Source organism: Haloterrigena gelatinilytica (assembly GCF_013342145.1).
Lineage (GTDB): Archaea > Halobacteriota > Halobacteria > Halobacteriales > Natrialbaceae > Haloterrigena > Haloterrigena gelatinilytica.
Window position 1 is genome coordinate 1 of record NZ_JABUQZ010000003.1, and the last position, 18,735, is coordinate 18,735.

18 protein-coding genes and 1 pseudogene are annotated in these 18,735 nt (G+C 61.1%); 6 read left to right on the top strand and 13 right to left on the bottom strand.

Features of this window, described 5'->3' with window-relative positions; translation table 11 throughout:
- The 8 genes and pseudogenes from HTZ84_RS22060 to HTZ84_RS22095 form a co-directional block, all read right to left on the bottom strand.
- A pseudogene (locus HTZ84_RS22060) lies at positions 1 to 1,272 on the bottom strand (hypothetical protein); the annotation flags it as partial.
- A gap of 82 nt (positions 1,273 to 1,354) precedes the next feature.
- The gene (locus HTZ84_RS22065) at positions 1,355 to 2,167 is read right to left on the bottom strand and encodes a hypothetical protein (protein ID WP_174682793.1); all 813 of its coding nucleotides are present in this window, start codon (positions 2,165 to 2,167) and stop codon (positions 1,355 to 1,357) included.
- A 3-nt stretch (positions 2,168 to 2,170) separates the two neighbouring features.
- Positions 2,171 to 3,724, bottom strand: coding sequence for a S8 family peptidase (locus tag HTZ84_RS22070; protein WP_174682794.1), 1,554 nt, complete (start codon positions 3,722 to 3,724; stop codon positions 2,171 to 2,173).
- 5 nt (positions 3,725 to 3,729) lie between these two features.
- Positions 3,730 to 7,335: a WD40 repeat domain-containing protein gene (locus tag HTZ84_RS22075; protein ID WP_174682795.1), complete on the bottom strand. Its 3,606-nt coding sequence runs from the start codon at positions 7,333 to 7,335 to the stop codon at positions 3,730 to 3,732.
- 333 nt (positions 7,336 to 7,668) lie between these two features.
- Entirely contained in the window at positions 7,669 to 8,301 is a 633-nt protein-coding gene (locus tag HTZ84_RS22080; protein WP_174682796.1) for a hypothetical protein, read from the bottom strand.
- 342 nt (positions 8,302 to 8,643) lie between these two features.
- A complete protein-coding gene (locus HTZ84_RS22085) occupies positions 8,644 to 8,805 on the bottom strand; it encodes a hypothetical protein (RefSeq protein ID WP_174682797.1) in 162 nt (53 codons plus the stop codon).
- 67 nt (positions 8,806 to 8,872) lie between these two features.
- Entirely contained in the window at positions 8,873 to 9,310 is a 438-nt protein-coding gene (locus tag HTZ84_RS22090; protein ID WP_254611864.1) for a hypothetical protein, read from the bottom strand.
- Between the two features lie 14 nt (positions 9,311 to 9,324).
- Positions 9,325 to 9,819, bottom strand: coding sequence for a hypothetical protein (locus tag HTZ84_RS22095; protein WP_174682798.1), 495 nt, complete (start codon positions 9,817 to 9,819; stop codon positions 9,325 to 9,327).
- Positions 9,820 to 10,212: 393 nt separating this feature from the next.
- Between HTZ84_RS22095 and HTZ84_RS22100 the strand changes: the two genes are divergently transcribed.
- Entirely contained in the window at positions 10,213 to 10,623 is a 411-nt protein-coding gene (locus HTZ84_RS22100; RefSeq protein WP_174682799.1) for a DUF7718 family protein, read from the top strand.
- On the opposite strand, the gene HTZ84_RS22105 is transcribed toward HTZ84_RS22100, so the two are convergent.
- On the bottom strand, positions 10,611 to 10,772 hold the full coding sequence (locus HTZ84_RS22105; RefSeq protein ID WP_174682800.1) for a hypothetical protein: 162 nt from the start codon (positions 10,770 to 10,772) through the stop codon (positions 10,611 to 10,613). The two genes, HTZ84_RS22100 and HTZ84_RS22105, sit on opposite strands and share 13 nt — an antisense overlap.
- Before the next feature lie 183 nt (positions 10,773 to 10,955).
- The gene (locus HTZ84_RS22110) at positions 10,956 to 11,312 is read right to left on the bottom strand and encodes a hypothetical protein (protein WP_174682801.1); all 357 of its coding nucleotides are present in this window, start codon (positions 11,310 to 11,312) and stop codon (positions 10,956 to 10,958) included.
- A gap of 184 nt (positions 11,313 to 11,496) precedes the next feature.
- On the opposite strand from HTZ84_RS22110, the gene HTZ84_RS22115 reads away from it, so the two are divergent.
- Positions 11,497 to 11,766 carry a hypothetical protein gene (locus HTZ84_RS22115; protein ID WP_174682802.1) on the top strand — a complete coding sequence of 90 codons (270 nt, stop codon included), beginning with the start codon at positions 11,497 to 11,499 and terminating at the stop codon, positions 11,764 to 11,766.
- On the opposite strand, the gene HTZ84_RS22120 is transcribed toward HTZ84_RS22115, so the two are convergent.
- Both HTZ84_RS22120 and HTZ84_RS22125 read right to left on the bottom strand, forming a co-directional pair.
- Positions 11,749 to 12,120 (bottom strand): hypothetical protein, encoded by a 372-nt coding sequence (locus HTZ84_RS22120; RefSeq protein ID WP_174682803.1) that lies wholly within the window; start codon positions 12,118 to 12,120, stop codon positions 11,749 to 11,751. The two genes, HTZ84_RS22115 and HTZ84_RS22120, sit on opposite strands and share 18 nt — an antisense overlap.
- Before the next feature lie 200 nt (positions 12,121 to 12,320).
- A complete protein-coding gene (locus tag HTZ84_RS22125; RefSeq protein ID WP_254611865.1) occupies positions 12,321 to 12,572 on the bottom strand; it encodes a MarR family transcriptional regulator in 252 nt (83 codons plus the stop codon).
- 376 nt (positions 12,573 to 12,948) lie between these two features.
- Between HTZ84_RS22125 and HTZ84_RS22130 the strand changes: the two genes are divergently transcribed.
- From HTZ84_RS22130 to HTZ84_RS22140, 3 genes are all read left to right on the top strand, one after another.
- The gene (locus HTZ84_RS22130; RefSeq protein ID WP_174682805.1) at positions 12,949 to 13,197 is read left to right on the top strand and encodes a hypothetical protein; all 249 of its coding nucleotides are present in this window, start codon (positions 12,949 to 12,951) and stop codon (positions 13,195 to 13,197) included.
- A 451-nt stretch (positions 13,198 to 13,648) separates the two neighbouring features.
- A complete protein-coding gene (locus tag HTZ84_RS22135; protein ID WP_174682806.1) occupies positions 13,649 to 17,113 on the top strand; it encodes a winged helix-turn-helix domain-containing protein in 3,465 nt (1,154 codons plus the stop codon).
- A gap of 9 nt (positions 17,114 to 17,122) precedes the next feature.
- Positions 17,123 to 17,809 carry a hypothetical protein gene (locus HTZ84_RS22140; protein ID WP_174682807.1) on the top strand — a complete coding sequence of 229 codons (687 nt, stop codon included), beginning with the start codon at positions 17,123 to 17,125 and terminating at the stop codon, positions 17,807 to 17,809.
- Here HTZ84_RS22140 and HTZ84_RS22145 read toward each other — a convergent pair.
- Positions 17,806 to 18,147, bottom strand: coding sequence for a hypothetical protein (locus tag HTZ84_RS22145; protein WP_254611868.1), 342 nt, complete (start codon positions 18,145 to 18,147; stop codon positions 17,806 to 17,808). The genes HTZ84_RS22140 and HTZ84_RS22145 overlap by 4 nt on opposite strands.
- Between HTZ84_RS22145 and HTZ84_RS23305 the strand changes: the two genes are divergently transcribed.
- A complete protein-coding gene (locus tag HTZ84_RS23305; RefSeq protein ID WP_455429278.1) occupies positions 18,142 to 18,627 on the top strand; it encodes a hypothetical protein in 486 nt (161 codons plus the stop codon). The two genes, HTZ84_RS22145 and HTZ84_RS23305, sit on opposite strands and share 6 nt — an antisense overlap.
- Positions 18,628 to 18,735 lie beyond the last annotated feature (108 nt).

Below are 18,735 nucleotides of genomic sequence, written 5' to 3' on the forward strand. Positions count from 1 at the left end.
GATCCAGATTTTCGAGGGGCCATTCGTACCGATGCGGATTGCCGCATCAGCGGACTCTCCGATGATATTATCTTGGATCCAAACTGATTGCTTGTCTGTCCGGATATTAATTTCCGCGTTCGACCCCGACACTGTCGACTCAATCCACGAGTCTTGAATCCAGATGTTCTGTGCGACTGTTCCTGTCTGAATCTGGTCTATGTTGCAATTATGAAGCAGGCAGTGTTTTACCTGGAAGTCGAACCGCTGTGCGTCGTCCCGACCGAGTTTCAGGCCGATGTCCGCACGTTCCGCGCCATCGATACGGAGTGCCTCGATGCGGTCCAGCCACCCATTCCGTAGCTGGATCATCGGGCTCGAGAGCGTGCTGCCAGCGATGACGGTAGTCCCTGTCTGTGCGGTATACGGGCCGGGACTCGAGTCCCACCCACTCATCTCGCCGATAATCCGCACTGCGTTCTTGTCTCCGGTGTCGATCGGCGTGTTTACTTCCCAGACGTTGTCTTCGGTGGCGCCTTCGGCGTTCGTCGTCGAATCGGGACCCTCGGTCGGAATGAAGACGACGCCACCACGTGCTGGCAGGTCGTTGATAGCGGCCTGTATTTGTTCTCCGCCGTCTGCGCCACTATAGTCGGAGGCGTTGCGGTAAGCGCCCGATCCAATATCACTGAGGTTTCGTGTTGCACCTCCCGAATAGACCTTTACGTCTGTTCCATTCCGTCGAAGTTCGCCAGCCGTTCCCGGGTCTGTGCCCGTATCAGTGACGTGTGTTTCGCCCGCACTCAGCGACCCGTAATATCCTTCGGGGAGTGGGTTCGACGAGGTGCCCATTCCACCGTTGACATCCCATCCGTTCGAGGTATTTCGGTAGGCGGTATTCCGATCCGTCGCCCAGTACCGAGTCCCAACTGGAACATCATCCGACGCCGGTCGGTCGGCGAATGTTCCCTCGAGCCAGCCCGTCACATCGACGTTCTGGAGGTCATCCAGTTTAGTTATGCTGCCACCACCTGGGGCCGAAATTTCGACCCCGTTGTCGGTCTCTTTGGCTACGATTCCACTAGCGAAATCGAGTAGTGGTGGGTCCTTTGCCAGTTTCTGTCCGCTATTCGCAACCCAGTGTGTGTCAAAATAGCCGAGGCCGTTGTCGCTATCAAATCCCAAAAATAGAGGGGTCAAGGCTGTGCCCGCAGCCATCGCTTCGCGTCTGGTCATCGTCGGTTCATCTGTCTCGAGTTGTTTCTCGTCGGTCTGTGTATCGTCAGTTGGCATGGGTTCTGTATTGGTTGTAAGGGTTCGTCCGTTCGGTCGCGTCAGTCGCCAGGTGGCGGCCCTAGGGGAAGTGGCATGGGTATCAAACCTCCTCGTAGCGCATCGTGTCCGGCGTCGCTAGCCGGCGGACGTAGACGTTCTGTGCCGCCCACGCGTCCCAGGTCCCTTCGCGCCACCAGTGGGTTCGGCCGCCCGATTCGTAGAAGCTGAACGGGTCCATCACAGCGACGTCGCTTGTCTTGTCGTAGCGGCCGTTGCGATACCAGGACTCGCGTTTGTCGAGCCAACTGCCAAACTCCGAGTGCCCTTGAATCCACTCGCCGTCGACCGTCGATTCAGCCGGCACGAAGTGGTTGTGCGGGCGCATCTGTCGGAGGACGACGTGGGTTCGGCGATCGGCCACGCGGTCCTCGATAAGATGGCCAAACTCGCCGTCTTCTTCCGCGGCGAGGTGGTGGCCGCCCGAAAAGACGATCTTGTCTACGGTACCGTCTGGATTCTCGAAGACGGCGATCGGTTCGTGGTCGTAGAAATGCTCTTCTGGGCCGATACCGTCAAGGCCGGCGTACCAGAGGAGAGATCGCTGGGTGTGGCTTCGGACCCAGTAGTAGTGGGCCGTCACATCGTACTCCTCGCTGTCAGCCGACCAGCCGTACATCCCCTGCATATCGTCGCGGGCCTGCTGGGTCGCGATCTCGAGTCTCGGCTGGTAGTCCTCCAACTCGTCGACGTCGTCGCGAACGTCCGTGATGTGGTCGGGGAACTGTGGGATATCGCCGTCGTACTCGAGGCCGTTGGTTTCTGGCCCCTCGTTGTCTCCCAGCGGCCCCCACTCGAGGCCGAGGAACGCAGGCGTCGCGACGGCGCCGGACGCGAGGAACTCTCGCCGGTGCATGATCTATAGCACCGTCGACAGCGCCTCGTTGAAGTCGTCGCGCGCCTCGGCCTCGCTCGACCGCACGTCGGCCGGTTCGTCGGCTGGTTCGGTGCCCTCAAGTGCGGCCTGTACGTCGAGGAGACCGTGTTTCGCTTCCGTCGCGCCCGCGTTCGCGAGCGGGTAGGCGTAGTCGGTGAGTCGTGTCCACGTCTCGTCGACGCTGTATCCCGCTGCCCGGAGGACGGCCGCGCCGCCCGTGACGTGGGGTGCGGCCATCGAGGTTCCCGAGAGCGTGGTCAGACCGCTTGGGAGGTCGATCGTAATCGACATCCCTGGCGCGGCCAGCAGCGGGACCGAGCCCTCCGAGTCGCCGCCGGAGAGGTCGGTCGAGCCTGGATCGGGGCCGGTGTTGCCGAAGTAGGCGAGTTTCGTGCCATCCCGGTCGCCCGACTCAGGGACGTTGCACGCCTGGACGCCGAAGCCGCCGTCAGCATCTGCGGGACTGGCGACCCACACGGTTCCGTAGCGGTCGTTGCCGACAGCCACCGCACAGAACACACCCGCGTCGCGAGCCTCTGCCAGCGCCGTCGCGAGCGTTTCGGACCACTGCGGACTTCCGAGTGAAAGGCAGGCGACGTCGGCACCGACGTCGATCGCTGTCTCGATGCCGGCGACGATATCCTTCGTGTCGCCGCTCCCATCATCGCCGAGGACTTTGAGTCCGAGCACGGTCGCGTCGGGCGCGAAGCCGTTCGAGCCGGCGATGCAGTGGGCGACCCACGTGCCGTGGCCGTCGCCGTCGGCGATCGCGTCGGTGCCATCACTCGAGTACGTTGGATCGCCATCCTTCGCGAAGCCGGTCGACTCGCCGTGGAGACGGCTTTCGTCGAGGTTCAGGCCCGTGTTGACGCCCGTGTCGATGACGGCGACGGTCAGGCCCGAGGTGTCGACGCCAGAGAGAACAGTATCGTCCGCGCGAACGTGAGCGCGTGACTCGGACAGTGTCGCTTCGGGCGCGTCCTCGTCGAAGGCGAGTCCGGCCGTCTCGGGCGTGGGATTCCACGCCCCCGTTTCGGCGAGCATCGAGACTTTCTCGCGGAATCCAAGGTCAAGCGAGGCCGCGGCGGTTCCCTCGAGTTCCTCGAGCGGTTCTGGTCGGGACATGACCATGTTCGCGTCGATCGTATCGACGTACTCGAGGGCTTGTGCACCGGCGTCGATGCGCTCGAGGCCAAGGTCGTAGCCCCCGGCGCCCGCCGAGTACTGTTTGACGCCGACCTCCGACCACGGCATCGAGATCGTCATCATGCCGACTGTCGGATGGTCGCGTTTCAGCTCGCGGGCGTCGCTCGAGTCGACCCACGACTGCAAGGACGAGCGAGCGCTGTCGTCGCTGTAGAAAAAGACGAATGACGGGTTCGAATCGCCGAACGTCTTGATGTTCTCGGCGTCGAGCGCCGCCAGTGTGAGTGTGTCACTCGAGCCGAGTCGACCGTCGAACGGGCCGACGAAGGCCGGGGTCGCGAGTGCGCCTGCCGTTGCTCCTGTCGTCGTGAGGAAGTCTCTCCTAAACATGGGAATCACCGGAGTTTTGGCTGCCGGCGGCGCGCGAAGAGTCCGACGCCGACGACCGATAGCGAGCCGACTAGGCTCGAGACGATCGAGAGGACCGGGAGCGACGGGCGCGGGATATACTGGGCGATTCGGTGCTGGTTGGTCGCCACGAAACCAGGGTTCTCGTCGATGGTCAGCGAGACCGAGCCGTCGGAGTTCGAGTACGTTCGGATGACGTACTTGGTCTCGCCGTCACCGATGTCTCGCTCCATGACCTCGCCGTAACGCGTGCCGCCGTCGGCGAGTGGCTGGCCCCAGATGCTTGGTTCGCCGCGCCAGACGACCGCGCCGTCGGCGAGTGAATCCAGATGGATGACCGTCTCGACTGTCGTGTCGACGGTCGCCTCGTTGCGGCCTTCGAGTACGCGCACGTCGATGCTGGTCGCCGACTGCTCCATCGCAGCGCGTGGCTTGATGTGGATCGACGAGGGGATCTCGCCGCCGGGCGCGATCGCGTCGACCTCGAGCGAGCCACCGTCGACGCGAATCTCCGCGTCGTCGAGTTTCTCGCCGACCAGGGCAAACACGCGGTTCCCGGTCGCCGTCTCAGCCCGGACCGTCGCCGGGTCGTTCCGGCCCTGTTCTAAGGCACGGAGCTGGAACGTGTGCACGAACTGGCCGCCGGTCGAGTCCGTGACGGTTGCACGGACGAAGTGCTTGCCGGCGCCGTTGGTTTCGAACGACGCTTTGTCGCCAGTCACGTCGGTCGTGAGTTGCTGGCCGTCCGGTCCGAGGACTTCGACCGACTCGAGGCCGCCGTAGTTGCTATCATCGCCCGGTCGTACCGTCATCGAGACGCGCTCGCTGTCTCCGGGCGCCATCGTGTTGAGGTCGACCGCGCGGACGTCGGGGATCGACCCACTGAACGAGGGGTTAAGTGCCGACAGGCGGTCATCGAGGAACCCACCCGATCCGCCACCGAGGACGCGAAGGTCGAACGCCGCCGGATCGCTCGAGTCGATCGGATAACCGTCGATGACGAGCTCGTTACTCAGCCCGAACGCACCAGTCGACTCCACCGACCAGTATTCCTCGGGGATCTGCCCAACCTCCCCGTCAGACCAATGGATTTCTGGCTGGAGGGTGTCCGTATCAACCCCACCAGGAAGCGGATACTCAACGTGTAGCTCACCATCTTTAATTGTGATTGGATCCTCACCAGGGTCCGGCGGTTCGATCTGGCCGGCCTTCGAGAGCGCGACCTGCATGTGATTCGTCTCGGTCGCCAACTGGCTGTCTGAGAGATCACCAGCGTCATGGACTGAATCGAGATCCGACCGCTCGAGGTAGCGATCTTTCGTGCCCGGAACCGTCTCCACCAGCGATCGGTGGCTGTTGTACGTGCGCTCGAGGACCGAGCGGTTCATCTCCTCGAATCGCTTGTCGTACTCGCTTTGAAGTCCGGAGATCGTCTCGTTGAGTTGCTGATTTCGCAGCCACTGTTGGAGGTCTGCAAAGTCCTCCATCGGCGAGAGTGGAACTTCCGGGCTCCGGTAGACTGTGACGGACAGGTTTTCCGTTGGTGGGTTGGTCGACGTTGGCGTTGGCGCTGGGAGGTAGAACGTCCCATTATAGCCACCCGACTGCGCTTCCCGCAAATCCTGCATCGACGGGTCATTGATCGCGTCAAGAGTCGTCCCATCGACTTTCATCGCGTTTACTTCCGCAGAGACCGTATTCGACGGAAGTTGGAGAGTGAAGTGGCCGGTTTCGTTCGTTTTCGCCGTTGCCTGAACCAGTTCGTTACTGTTTACCAGTGAACGGATGCGCTTGGCGCGGTCCGTCAACTTGCCCGCTTCCGTCTTCAGATCTGATTCCCACGAATTAGCGAGCTCGTCCGGCGAGCCGACGACGAACGTGTAGCCGCGCTCGCGTGCGCCTTCGGGATAGGCGACGTACACGCCCTGCGAGAGATGGGCGCGGACGCCGGGGTGTTTATTCTCGCCGGTGATTCGACCACCGGTCGTCGTCGCGATCGTGGTCGTCTCCCGTTCCATCGAGTCGATCGTCTCGCCGGTCGGCCCCTTCTGCTCGATGACGATCGTTCCCGAGACCGCTTTGCCCGGGAACGAGTTGTCGACCTGATTGCCGATCCAGTCCCCGTTCTTGGTCGGGTCCCACATCGAGAGGACGACCTGCTGGTCCGAGTCGAGCTGAAGGCGTGGCGCATCGACGTTCGAATCGACCGATGTCGTCGTACCGAGGCCCCAGTCTTTTGCTTCGTGAACGAGCAGGTAGTTCGCGTTTGCGTCCTTGTAGTGGCTCTCGAGGTCATAGTTCGGGTCCCACGAGTCGGGCAGCGGGTTCGTCAGTTCGTCGCGGAGGTCGTTGGCCTGCTCCTCGAGCGATTTTGCATCCGAGGGGTCTAGTGCTGGTTCTGTAATGCCAGTTGCAGTGACCGTCGCTGAATCGACGGCCACGCCGTCTTGCGTGGTGACGACACCAGAAACGGTACCCAGCCCAGTCCAGAATGCGGGTAGTTCTGCACGAACGTAGTTCGAATGGACGTCGAAGCTCTCTAATTGCGTCCCGTCAGAGGCGGCGTACTTGTACAACGTCCCTGAGCTATCGCCGATGAGGATATTCCCCGTAACGTACTCAGAGATACCGCCGGCAGCGATATCGTTCGGGATGTCAACCTCCCAGACTTCGCTTCCGTCGCTCGTCGAGAGGGCGCGGATCTTCTGGTTTGCACCTCCAACATAGATTTTCTTTCCAGCGTAGTCGACACCGATCGCACGGACTGCGTTCGAACTCGCGGTGTTGGTCCAGAGTTCAGAACCGCCGTCCGCAGAGAGTGCTCGGACTGATCCGTCGTCAGCCGCAGAGTAGACTGTTTCGTCGTCGGGCGAGGTCACTACCGCCCGAACCGTGTCCGTATGTCCGCTGTAAACCCAGTTCTCGGAGCCGTCTCCTGTGTCGAGACTCCGGACGGTATTGTCGTGCGAGGCCGTAAACAGTGAACCCCCGTTCTGGGATACCGAAAGATAGCGGACCGTATCACTGTGGCCTGTATAGTTCCACAGTTGGTCGCCTGTGGAGGAATTATGAGCCCGGACAGTTGCGTCTGCGCCAGCAGAATAGACTGTCTCTCCATCTGACGAAACTGCAACGCCAGCTAGTTGGACCGAATACCCCGTGAACGTCCACTTTTCCGTGCCATTATTTGCGTAGATTGCACGAAGTGTCTGGTCTTCGGATGCCGTGAAAATGAGGTTCTCGTCGGAACCAACACTGATCCCGCCGACCGTATTGCTATGGCCAGTGTAATTCCAGAGTACTTCGCCAGTGTCTTTGTCGATTGCTTTGACATCATTATCGGTCGACGCGGTATAAATTACGTCGCCGCCAATCGACTCGTTATCCGATACTGCCGTTAGTGACGGTTGAATAGTGGACGATGGACCCCCAGTATCTGCACGGGCGACCCCACCACCGCCAAGGCCGCCAGTGAACGCGATCGGCATCGAAACAACGAGCAGCGTCGCGATGAATATCGACAAACACTGCCGCCCATTAAAGTGGATCTGCGAGCTGAAGCTGTCGCTCGGGGAGCGGGTTTTGTCAGTCATGAAAGTTTCACTCCGAAATCTGTCTACCGGTCGTAACCTCGAGAGGTAGCGACTCGGCGGTTTTTCCGGTGGGGAGATCACCGTGGTGCATTCGTTTCGCTCGATTCCGCTGGCGGCCGGGGGTGGTCGTCGGTGTTTGGGGTGTGGGTTCGTGCATGGGGATTGGTGCTCGGATAACCGTGGCTCTGCGAACTGTGAACGGTGATGCGCTCAGCGAACGTCCGTGAACGCACACCCCTCACAACTGTACTCCTTCCGTCCATCGTCTAGCTCAGTGACTGAAAAGTCGGTACACCGGCATTGGGGGCATTGTTTTGTCATAGGGATCAGTCCTCAGTAGTCGCTCGTCCGCAGCTCGCGGACAACGTGTTCCATGTTCGATTCGTCGGACATGCCCTCGGCTTTCCGCTCGAGGGCGCGTTCGATCAGCATCCGGCGTCGACTCAGAACCATCTCGTCGACGGCATCGAGAACGATATCGACCACCTCCTCGAAAGCCTCAGTGTCACGATCGCCGAGAACGCCACCGAAGGAGACGGCGTCGCACTCGGGACAGTGGCGGTGTCGGCGGTGGTCGTTTTTCGAAATCTCGAGGGAGTGAGCCAGCGACTCGGTATCAAACTCGTGGTCCACTTCGACCCGCGGGACGTAGTGTTCAGGGTCGGAGAGTTCCGATTTGGCCTCGAACTCATACCAACACTCGGGACAGAAAATCGGCGGGTTGCCGTAGCTCCGGAGGATTGAGCCGGCAACCCACGCGTCGCGGTTGACGCCCTGGACTTGTCCATGCGTCTCGCCACGGCCGAGCATTTCGTCGACCGTCGGGAGATCGGGCTCGTCGGGCTCGTCGTGGGTTGGCTTCGTTTCGTCTTTCGGGTCCCGTTCGGTATCGAACTCGCCCGTCTGACTGTCGTAGATGTTCACGCGAGCGCCGAGGGCGACGGTGTTGTTACTGTTGGAACTCATGGTCTGGGGTTGAAGCGGCAGAATCGGCTAGTCGCACGACCGTTGGAATCGGCCCGGCCACGGTGGCCGTGTTCTCCCAACCGACCCAGCGGGCCGGCCGGAAGGGGCATCCCCGAGTGGGTGCCGTCCCGACGGACGCAGTTACTAGAAACAAACAACTCCCTAATACATGAATGTACCGGGTACAGACGGGTTTCAAACCATGAGACTAGCAGAAAAGGACCGGTAATCTACCAGTAGATTAGGGGCTGATTAGAGAGAGGTTGCATGGAACATACTCGTTGCTTTGCGAGTCGCTGGATTGATTACTGATCCGCTCGGAAAATCGTAGTGACGAGCGCCCTACCTATCCGACTCGGCGCGCTTGTCCTCGAGTTCGTATTGCCGTTTCGCGTATGCTAACGCGAATCGGAACGCCTCGGCTCGCGAGGTCGCAACGTCCCCGAACTCGTCGTCGACCCATTGATCCAAGGGTTCGGGGACTTCGATCTCGCGTTTCACCATTCGATGTGCTCACCTCCATAGCGACGACTGTCTCACCGTCGGGAAATAAAAGGAGTCGCTTTGGTCGTTACTCGCGCCGATCCACGACCCGAGCCCCACTCAAAACCACCCGCGAGTGACCACCGGCATCGACGCTCGCGGCCAGCCGGCCACGCACCAGGACACACGGGCGCGCCGTCTCGGGGCGAATAGACCCGCGGGCGCAACACTCGCAGCGACAGACGACCAGCTCGGCGTCAAACGAACCGGTCGCCGTCACCAGCGCCTCGAGTCGATCGTTCGGGCGGAGTGTCTGCCCGCAGTGATCGCACTGGGCGCGCTGGCCGATCGCCACCGGCACCCACTCGACTAAGTCCGCGGGCTCGAGGAGGCTGTTCATCGCTCCCCCCGCGGTTCCGTCGTGCGGCGCGCGGGCGATCTCCACCAGTCGGTCGCGGATTCGCGATTCGGGCCACTCGTCGAGACGCTCGGCTCGCTCGTCGTCAGCGCAAGAAATATCGAACATCCGTGGGAGACCTCCTATCGCTCCCCGCCGATTCGCGGCTCACTCGGTCGCACAGCCACAGAGGCGCGGAAGTTCCGCGGTTCGCCGTCGTAGACGCATTTCGGGATGACGGCCGTGTTCGCGTCGGGGGCGAGCGCTTCGAACGCGATGGTTCCCCAGCCCTCGGGACCACGATCGCCGTCGACGGCCGACGTCGAAACCTCGAGCGCGTCGGCGGTCGTCTCGACGACGCTGGCCTCGTAGACGCGTTCGACGGCCTCGGTGCTGCCGGGCTTGCGGTAGGCGACGTGCAGCCGGTGGCGTTCGGCGATGTTGCCGACGGCGGCCGGGTCGCGCGCGAGCACGTATTCGTAGCAGGCCTTGTCGGCGTAGAACCGGGAGCGGTCCTCGAGTCGGTGTTCGTCATGGCCCATGCGGACCCAGTCGGCCGGGACCGCGTGGTAGGATCGCTCGCGAGTAATTGGATTGTCAGCGGTACGCTTATCAGCGTCTGCCGTTTTCGTTTGCATGTTCTCTGAATCTCCGGAGAACTCAGGTCGCGCGTTGCACCGCGCGGCCGTCTTTCTGCGACGACGAAACCTGAGTTTCCTATCTAGTCGTCTAGCTAGCCGGCTACTTAGTAGTATCGGTGATAGCTCTAACTTCCGAAATGTGAAAATCGGCTACCGGTGGCGGTGTATGGTCCTAACTTACCAGAAAACGGATGTGAATTTCAGAGCGAATCGCGACGCCTCGAGTACGGATCGCTCACGGCCGAGAGTCGGTTTGCAAGCGGCGAGAATACAGATTGCACACGGAGGGGCGGGGGCGAGAATCAGCCGCGAGAACAACGCACCGGTCGGTTGAAGTGTGGGGGTTTATATCTCGCCCGTCCCACCTCTGCGATAACTGGTGCTCGAAACGTGAGTGACGAACTCTGGACGGTCTGGGAAGATTGGGAAGCGGGCTATCCAGAACCTCCATCACGGATCCAAATGCGGATCAAAACCTCGGACGGACTCCTCACAGAGTTCTGTGTCCAGCTCGAGTACAACATGACCAGCACGGTCCCCGAGAGGTCACCCTTCTGGATGCAAGTCGCTCGGTTCGACCACAACGTCGCCCTCTACCGCGGCCACGACGTCCGGCACGAAGGCCTCCATATGGATATCTACGGCAATGGGGAGAAGGTCGACGTCCTCCATGACTTCCCCGAGGTCCCACTCGAGGAAGCGCCGAAATGGTGTCGTGGCTTTCTCGAGGCAAAACGCGAGCAGTTGCTCCAGAATTTCGAACAGCGAATTGGTGCGCCGAGAAGAGTTTATGACTCGTAGAATTCGTCTGCGGGCGTCCGTTCTAACTCGTCGAGATCGGGATACGGATTCTCCTCAAGATCCGGTTCCGGTAGCGACTCGTAGAGATCGCGCTGCTCCTCTTCCGCACCATCATCCTCACCGCCGTTCTTCTTTTCTTTCAATGTCATGGACACCCCGGGGATGAGTACCCGTATTCCGTTCGGATATTTTACCAGAGGCAGCCTACGGATCGGAAAGGCTTGCCTACTGACTGCTTCGTACTACTACTACTGGCCGATGGGGATAAATCCTCCCCATGATTCAATATTCGAGACAGGGGACTGTAGCTGGTGATTTCAGGAGTTTCAGCGTTACTGCTCCGTTCTATCGTCGTCTTCCGCGAGCGACAACGACACCTCTGCCGATTCGGCATCATCCTCGAGCGTCAACTCGGCGCCGGTCTCGGCACACCGAAAGACCAGCGCCTCCCCGCCGGCATCGCCGAACTCGCCAGTACTCGATTCGACGAACCGCTTGAACGCCTGGAGTAACTGCTCGGGGAGGATTCCCTGTTGGCCCCAGCGGACGCGCTCGCGCATCGCGCGTCTGATTGCATCCTGTTCGGAGTCGACGTACTCGTATTCGGCGACGAGCGCGCGACCGAGTGCCGGGTCCCGACGGAGCGATATATCCTCTCCGTCCGAGACGATATCCTCAGGATCGGCCATGGCCGGGCTACAACCGCCAGCGGGAAGCGCGTTATGCCGGCGATATCGGTCGGCAACCTTTCGTACCCGGACGGGAATATTAATCAATATCCGGAACGCGTGCACAAACGGGTTCGACTTTTAACGTCAGACATGATATTCTACAGTAATGGTCAACTCCGATCGGAGAGGGATAGAGTGCGACGTGGTTCTGGAGATTTTTGAACCGGTCTGCAACGACGGCGCGACGGTCCGATACAAGGATCTGGAGGTCTCGAAACTCGAGTTTGAGGACGACACTCGGTGTCTCTGGAAGGTCACGCACGACGAGAAACGCGTCGAAACGATCGACGTCGCCGCGTTCCGGTCGGCCGGCGAACTGGCGCGCTTTCTCGAGGGGCTGGCCGCCGACGAGGTCCCCGAGCGAGTCGACCTCTGTGGGTCGTGCCCGGTCAACTCAATCCCAAGTGACTGAGTACGGCGTGGCCGCGTCGATCGGCTCGCGATAATCCATAATGTGGCGTTCGGGAAGGTCCTCGGCGACGGCGACGCCGCGAGACGTGAGTGTGACCTCGGCTGCCGGGCCGGCGACACGGGTGACAAGCTCGAGGTCGTCGGCCTGGAGTTTCGAGATTCGTTGGGAGACGTAGTTGGCCTTGCGGTCGATCGTCGTGGCGATCGTCGCCGTCGTGCCGGCGCCGTTCCGGTAGAGATACCAGAGGATCAACGCATCACCGGGCAAACGGAGGTCAGAGCGTGTTACTGGCCCGAGCACATGTAATTCGTTGTAGGGGTTTGGGAACCGGGGTGCGTAAATCCGTCGGCCCACGATTAGGCAGTATCTAAAGTATCCTTAGATTTTATATAGGCGTAATGAGAGAGGGGTAGCAAGGACAGTTGGGACTGGGTGGATACTGGGGCCGATAGACTATCGGGCGCAGTTGATGATAATGGAACGACAGGCGCGCGCCCCGTGGGACGGGCGCAACGGACAGCAGTGGTATCGAGAAAGCGGTTCGGGGCCGCCGGTTAGACGTCGGTTTCGTCAGGCTCGAGTTCGGATGCGGGTAACTCACCGTCGAGAAACTTCTCGCCGCGTTCGGAAAGTTGGTAGAGACCGTCACCAGCACGCTCGAGGAGATCGTGGTCCGCGAAATTCCGACATCGTTTCCCGGTGTAGTTCCGGTCGTAGTCGATGTTCGCGCCGATTACCTTCGGCGAGGCCTGGATGTCCCGGTACTGCTCGAAGAAGTGGAGGATTTCGTAATCGATTGGGGACATCCAAGAAACTCGCTCTACCATCGCTTGTAGGCTATCACTGGGCATGGGGTGAATAAGTCTAATTGATGTGCAATCAACTTAACGCTCACCGCGGTCAACGCTTGACCGCGTTCGGGGTGAAGCTTTATAGTGGTTCAACAATAAGGAGTGGTTGTCAACTAAGATGAGACTCACTGGGCGATACTTTGTTCGGGAAAATCCTCGGACGGCCGTGTCCTCAGCACGGACGCCCAAAAGCGTCTGTTGACACCTTACGCACTACGTCAACATGAATACAAACGAACCCCACGACCATAATTACCCGGTCGATAACGCGGTTTCGGAAATTGGAAACAGCCCTGAAACGGCCAAGTATCCAGCCGATCTATCCGAATCCGTGACTGTCAGCGAAATCGAGACAGCCGACGCGGTGACGGTCGCCGTCGAGGGCGCCCCCGACGTCGACGTGACGTTCATTTCCTCGAAGGTGTACGAACTCGAGCGTTCGGGCGATCGCTACACGCTCGAGGTCGGCTGGCGCGAGGCCGAGCTGACGATCGTCAACGAAGAGCGCGCCCGCGAGGTGCCGGTGTGGCTCGAAGCGTTCGCGACCGGCAAGCTCGGGCTTGACGAGGTGTCGCTGTAACGATGACGCGAGAACAGTACGGCCTGTTGTTAGGGCAGCAGGCTCGAGACGCTTTCCGTACGGTGGCTGTTAGGGCAGCCGCCGTCTGGCCGGATTCGGCCAGCACGCTCCCCTGGCAAATGGATGCAAAATACGTCAAACGTTCCGACTAGTTTTAAGAACGGTCGGTACGTTCGTTGCGGATATGGACAAGCACAGCTAACGAAGATTGACCGCAGGGCGCAGGGCCGAAGGCCGCCACGCCAGAGACCAAGTAACACTCTGGTTTTGGCGATCCTCGGTCTTAAGCTTTCCCCCACGACTGGCGAGACTCTCGTTCGTGAGTCCGCTTCCCCTCGTGTAGTGGAGAGTGCGCGTGCTGTGGTCGGAGTTCAGCACGCATGATCTACGATTCCACGCCCACCGGAGAGAGTACCGTTTCCGATAGTCGCGACTGCACGGTGATGTTCGAATGAGCGGCGAGTTTGACGTACTGGTCTGCAAGCCATGTTCTGGCACGTGGATCAAGCCCGTCGACGACTGGTCCGACGGCGGCGACTACAAGTCACAGGACTCGGTCGACTGTCCACACTGTGGCGCCGAGCGCGACCCGTCAACGGTGAAACGGCTGAAGAGCCTCCCGTCACGGGAGCAAGCCGGCGAGTTCCGCGCTCGCTATCTCGCGAAACGGTCCGAAGAGGTTCAGACCTACAACGAGTTCGTGAACGAGTGGGGCGTCTACGGCGAGCAACTCAACGAGGTTGACGCACGGACGCCGTCGCCGACCGACGACTGCCCCGACGTCGAGATCGGGACGGTCGGCGAGTATCTCGAGGCCCACTATGCGACAGCGGGAGACACGTCCGAACGAGTCACGAACCCGATCGAAGAGACCATCGTCGGTCACAAGAAGCGCTTCGAGACGCTAAACGAGTATCGTCTCGAGCAGTTCCGAGAGGAAACCCGGAAGTACGGTGAGCTTGCCGAGGAGATGGCTGGCACCGCGGTCTCACTGGATGACCAACTCGAGACCTACTACGGCGAGGCCGACGGCGACCATCGGACGCTGAACGACCCCGAGCCGTCGACCAAACCCGACGCGCCCGACTACGATATTCAGTCGCTGGCCATCCAGCCGACGCCGCCGGCCCAACAGCGCCTCGAGACGGTGACGGCCGACGTGCCGCCGACAGTCTCCGAGTGGCTGCCGGCCGTGCTCGAGGACATCCTCCCGAAGCTGGTTCGGGCGGTCGACGAGCTGGCCGACGAACACGCCGACGGGGAGATTACCGCCGGCCGACTCGCGAAGCTGTTGGTCACCGAGTGTGGCGTCCCCGACGAACGAACCGGCTTCGCGAGCGTGCTGGCCACGTACGCGCGACAGTATCATGGCGTCGACCTCGACGACCAGGACCTACTCGACTACCCGCGCGACCAGCACGAACGAAACAAGGAGTGGGCACAGACCGCGCTCACGTCGATCGGGACCGGCCGGAACGCGCTGGGACTGACCTACGAGGATCTGGCGGCGACCATCGTGCCGATCCTCCGCGAGACCACCGTCGAACCGGAGTTCGTCGTTCGCTTCCCCGGCGAAGACTGGGAAGCGTCCGGCCATGCATCGACGCGTCGGAAGACACTCACCGCACTCGAGCAACTGGCGATGGCCGGCGACGTCACGATCGTCGCCTCGCCGCGGGTCGCCCGAACCGTCGATTCGAGCCATCCTGAGTTCGCCGACCGCGTTACTCAGACGGCCATGCCGGGGCGACAGAATATACAATCCGACGAACCTGCGAACGAGTGTGACGAAGGGACGATCTACACCGACCTCGAGCTAATGGACAAGCGCGCGGGCAAGCTTGCGATCCTGAAACACCTCGAGCGCGACCCCGATGCAACGGTCAAAGACCTTGCCAACGACGCCGATATCGGCCTCTCCCGTGGTTCGATTCGCCCATACATCGAAGCGCTTGCAGACGACCACGGCTACGTCGACGTCGATCGCCGCGGCAACGAGAACACAATGAGCCTCTCCAAGCGTGGCGACGTTGCCGCCGGTCTCATCACGAACGACCTTCGCGTCGTTCACCCCGATCAGGAGTCCGTTTTCGCGACTTTCGACCATCCCGATAATTCCGATTCGGACGACTGTTCGGACAGCGTTACTGAGACCCCAAGTCAGTCAGCAAGTACAGTGTATGGAACGGCCGACGGGATGGGTGGGGGAGAGGCCGGCCGTACAGCGGAAGGTGCGCTGGCCGACACGGGCGACGCCGAGACCGCCGGCTACGTACAGTGGCTACCGAAGGTGGCCGGCAGTAGTTGGCCCCTACACGCCCGCATTACGGCGGCTGACGCACGCGACGGCGTGAACTTAAACGACTACCCCGTAGAACGGTGGGAGGACGGCCGGGTGACCTACGTGAGTTGCATGGAGGACCACCTTGCCGTGAGTACGCAGTACGGCGGAACGATACCGACACTGGTGCGGCTTGCAACCGCGTTACTTGACGACCAGCTATGGAGTACGGTCCTTACGCCGTCGGCGCTCGGTGACGAACTCGAGCACTGTTTCGGCGACGCCGTCGAGAGTAGCCGCGAGGCGTGCGACCATCTCGTCCGGGCGGCCCAAGTCGGGTGGCTCTCGGAGGACGAACGCGCCTACGATCTCCTGAAGGATCGCTACGCGGGCGTCCGCTCGGTCCTGTTAGGAAAACTCGGCGAGCTGGATGACCTCGATGAAGACGAACGCACCGAGACGATCCAGAAAGCCCACGGACTGCTCATGTCCGCGACGGCGCTGTACGACGCAATCGGCGTCGATATCTCCATCGAGGTGCGCGTTCCCGAACCGAACAACCTCAACGACACCCAGTTCTGCCGGTTCGTCTCGGAGGTTGCGACGCGCCAATCCTCCTACGGGATGCACTCGCTTCAGCGAAACTTCTGGGAACCGGACAGTCAGAAACGCAAGACGGCGATGGGATTCGATCCGGACCCGTCCGACCCGAACGCCCACCTTCGCGCGTCGTGGGTCGTCTCGGGGCCGGGAATCTCGGACTACGCCGAACAGATCCGTGGGGCGATCGCCGCTCGCGACGAACAGCGCCTGGATGATCGCACAGACTACCGACCGGTCGAACTCGAGGTGCCGGTCACTGCCACCTCCGACTACGCGGCGATGCGTCATGCCGTCACGACGGTTCTCGAGAAAAAGAACCTCTGTCCGGGCCGCGAGTCCGACGCCATGCGCCGGACGGCACGACTCTTCGAAGCATACACTGGGTCACCGTTCGACGTTGTGGACGCGCTGACGGCGCTGACGCGGTCGCAGCGTCCGGGCGACGTAACCATCGCGGACATCGAGCACGCGCTCTCGACGCTGCCGGCGGGGCGCCTGTTCCCGACGCTGGACGCGCCAACGCCGGGCAAGATCCTGAAGGCCGTGCTCACCGCCGACGGCCCGATCGGGCGAGCGGATATCCTCGAGCGCGTCGGCTGTTCGGGCGAGACCTATCGGAAACACGCCCACCGACTCGAGGCGCTGGATATCCTCGAGCGCGTCAACGGCGGCGAGTGGTCGGCGACAGTCGCGCCGTGGTACGTTCCCGAGACCGACGCGACGAAACCCGGCACGGATCGTGTCTCGGTCACGACGACGGGCGTCGACGGTGTGCTGTTCGATGCACTCGACGACCTCGGCTACGACCTCGGCGATCCTGATCTGATCGACGCGTTCGGCGAGGTGCTGAAACGGGGCAAGCTCATCGCGGCGGTCGGGGCGTGGATCGACGACTGGGTGGACGTACTGGCATCGTTACTGAAACCCAACCCCGGCGCCGTCGGGCATTCTTCCCACGACGTCGTGACGCTTGGGGAGAAACCAGACCAGACGACGCTCGGCGAAGTAGCCCAGCCGGCGCTTGCGGACTAACTGCCAGACATGGTAGATACAAGTCAACATTCGTATTCGGAATCGGAGGTCGAACAGGCGATCGAGGATCTTGAGCCGAAGGTGGTCTTGGAGGGGTTGCAACTCGAGTCGGAACTCACCAAGCTCCTGAACTACGGCGTCCTACTCGAGGAAGCGAAAGCATCTGTCGAAGACCAGCACGGTCGCGAGTACACTGTCACCGACGAGTACGAACAATTCGACGAGTGGCCCGGAACCACGCGCCCGCCGAAGATCGATTCGAGTTCGTGGGTCGACCTCGAGCACGACCAGGGCAGCCGAGAGTTACGCAAGATCGCCCGCCAACTCACACAGGGCTACGACTACACCGTCTACGTTATCGAGTGCGAACCACTCGCGCCGTCGCTCCGCGTGCTCGAGCGGCGTGCGAAAGAGGTCTTCGGCGAGTGCCCTGATTGGGTCCGCCGTGCGTACAACGCAGACCGAGTCTTCTACCTCGGGCAGACCTCGGCGCTACACAAGCGACTCGTGACGCACGCGACGGGAACACTCTCGGAAACACCGCCGCCGGCAGACGTCGCCCGGATCAGCGACGTGACGGCTGTCGGTGTTCCGTTCCGAACGACGACTCGCGAGGATGCGGAGCGACTCGAGACGTGCTACGGTGAAAATCTACAGGATGTGCTCGATGGGGAGGTGTTCCTCCACTTCCGCTAACTCTCGAGCCCAGTAAACCGCCACGTCGTCGTTCGAAGCCCACGATTCACGAGTTCGAAGTGATCGGTCGCGGTAAGCGTCTTGATCCGATCCTTCAACGTCTCGGCAGACCGGATGTCAGTGTGGCCGCGGTACAGCTCGCGAAGATCGTCGATCGTCACCCGTTCCCGACCGTCGGCGACGAGTGCCTTCATGACCTTCTTGTCTCGGTGGTCGGTCGCCGACGTATCGCTCAGATCGATCTCGTCACCGGAGAGACCGTTGACCGCCTCGAGCTTCGAGAGTCGGCTGTTCAACTGTCGGTTGCGGGCCTCGAGTCGGCAGAGTTCGGTGTGCATCTCTCGGAGAACGTCCGCGAGCAGTTGCACTTGCTCGTTGGCTGGGTCGTCGGCAAGTTCTTCGACGCTCTCAAAAATATCACGTTGCCGACGCTCGATTCGCTTGGTTCGGCTGGGACGGTCAGTTTCGCCGCCTGCTGCGTGTTCAGAATGAGCGGCCATTATGATAGGTTCTACAACGGACAGGACTATAAACCCTTCCCCCACAAGCCGAAAGGAAACTTAATTCGCCCGCCAGACGAACTCTTGGCCGATTTCTTCTTTTTCGATTCGCCCCTGTTCCTCGAGTTCTTTCAACCGTCGCCGGGCCGTGTTCCGGTGGCAGTCAAGTTCGTTCGACACTTCGCCAGTTGTTGTCGGTCCGAGCCGTCGGACGGCCTCGAGAAAGCGGTTCGACGTATATTCGGAGTCGAACCGACCGCTGGTCTCGTCTCGTTGTCGATCGGGTGGCACTGGGGGGAACTACGAGCCGGAGCATAAAAAGCGTAGTGCACCTGCACAATGGGCAAAACCTAAGTACTAACAGTTCTATGTACTAATCAGCACGAACGGTTCGCTCGAGGGAAATGGTCTCTCGGAAAAGCGTCA

Coding starts and splice junctions, on each gene's coding strand:
- HTZ84_RS22065 (WP_174682793.1), bottom strand. CDS start 2,167: ATGCACCGGCGAGAGTTCCTCGCGTCCGGCGCCGTCGCGACGCCTGCG.
- HTZ84_RS22070 (WP_174682794.1), bottom strand. CDS start 3,724: ATGTTTAGGAGAGACTTCCTCACGACGACAGGAGCAACGGCAGGCGCA.
- HTZ84_RS22075 (WP_174682795.1), bottom strand. CDS start 7,335: ATGACTGACAAAACCCGCTCCCCGAGCGACAGCTTCAGCTCGCAGATC.
- HTZ84_RS22080 (WP_174682796.1), bottom strand. CDS start 8,301: ATGAGTTCCAACAGTAACAACACCGTCGCCCTCGGCGCTCGCGTGAAC.
- HTZ84_RS22085 (WP_174682797.1), bottom strand. CDS start 8,805: ATGGTGAAACGCGAGATCGAAGTCCCCGAACCCTTGGATCAATGGGTC.
- HTZ84_RS22090 (WP_254611864.1), bottom strand. CDS start 9,310: ATGTTCGATATTTCTTGCGCTGACGACGAGCGAGCCGAGCGTCTCGAC.
- HTZ84_RS22095 (WP_174682798.1), bottom strand. CDS start 9,819: ATGCAAACGAAAACGGCAGACGCTGATAAGCGTACCGCTGACAATCCA.
- HTZ84_RS22105 (WP_174682800.1), bottom strand. CDS start 10,772: ATGACATTGAAAGAAAAGAAGAACGGCGGTGAGGATGATGGTGCGGAA.
- HTZ84_RS22110 (WP_174682801.1), bottom strand. CDS start 11,312: ATGGCCGATCCTGAGGATATCGTCTCGGACGGAGAGGATATATCGCTC.
- HTZ84_RS22125 (WP_254611865.1), bottom strand. CDS start 12,572: ATGTCCCCAATCGATTACGAAATCCTCCACTTCTTCGAGCAGTACCGG.
- HTZ84_RS22135 (WP_174682806.1), top strand. CDS start 13,649: ATGAGCGGCGAGTTTGACGTACTGGTCTGCAAGCCATGTTCTGGCACG.
- HTZ84_RS22140 (WP_174682807.1), top strand. CDS start 17,123: ATGGTAGATACAAGTCAACATTCGTATTCGGAATCGGAGGTCGAACAG.
- HTZ84_RS22145 (WP_254611868.1), bottom strand. CDS start 18,147: ATGCACACCGAACTCTGCCGACTCGAGGCCCGCAACCGACAGTTGAAC.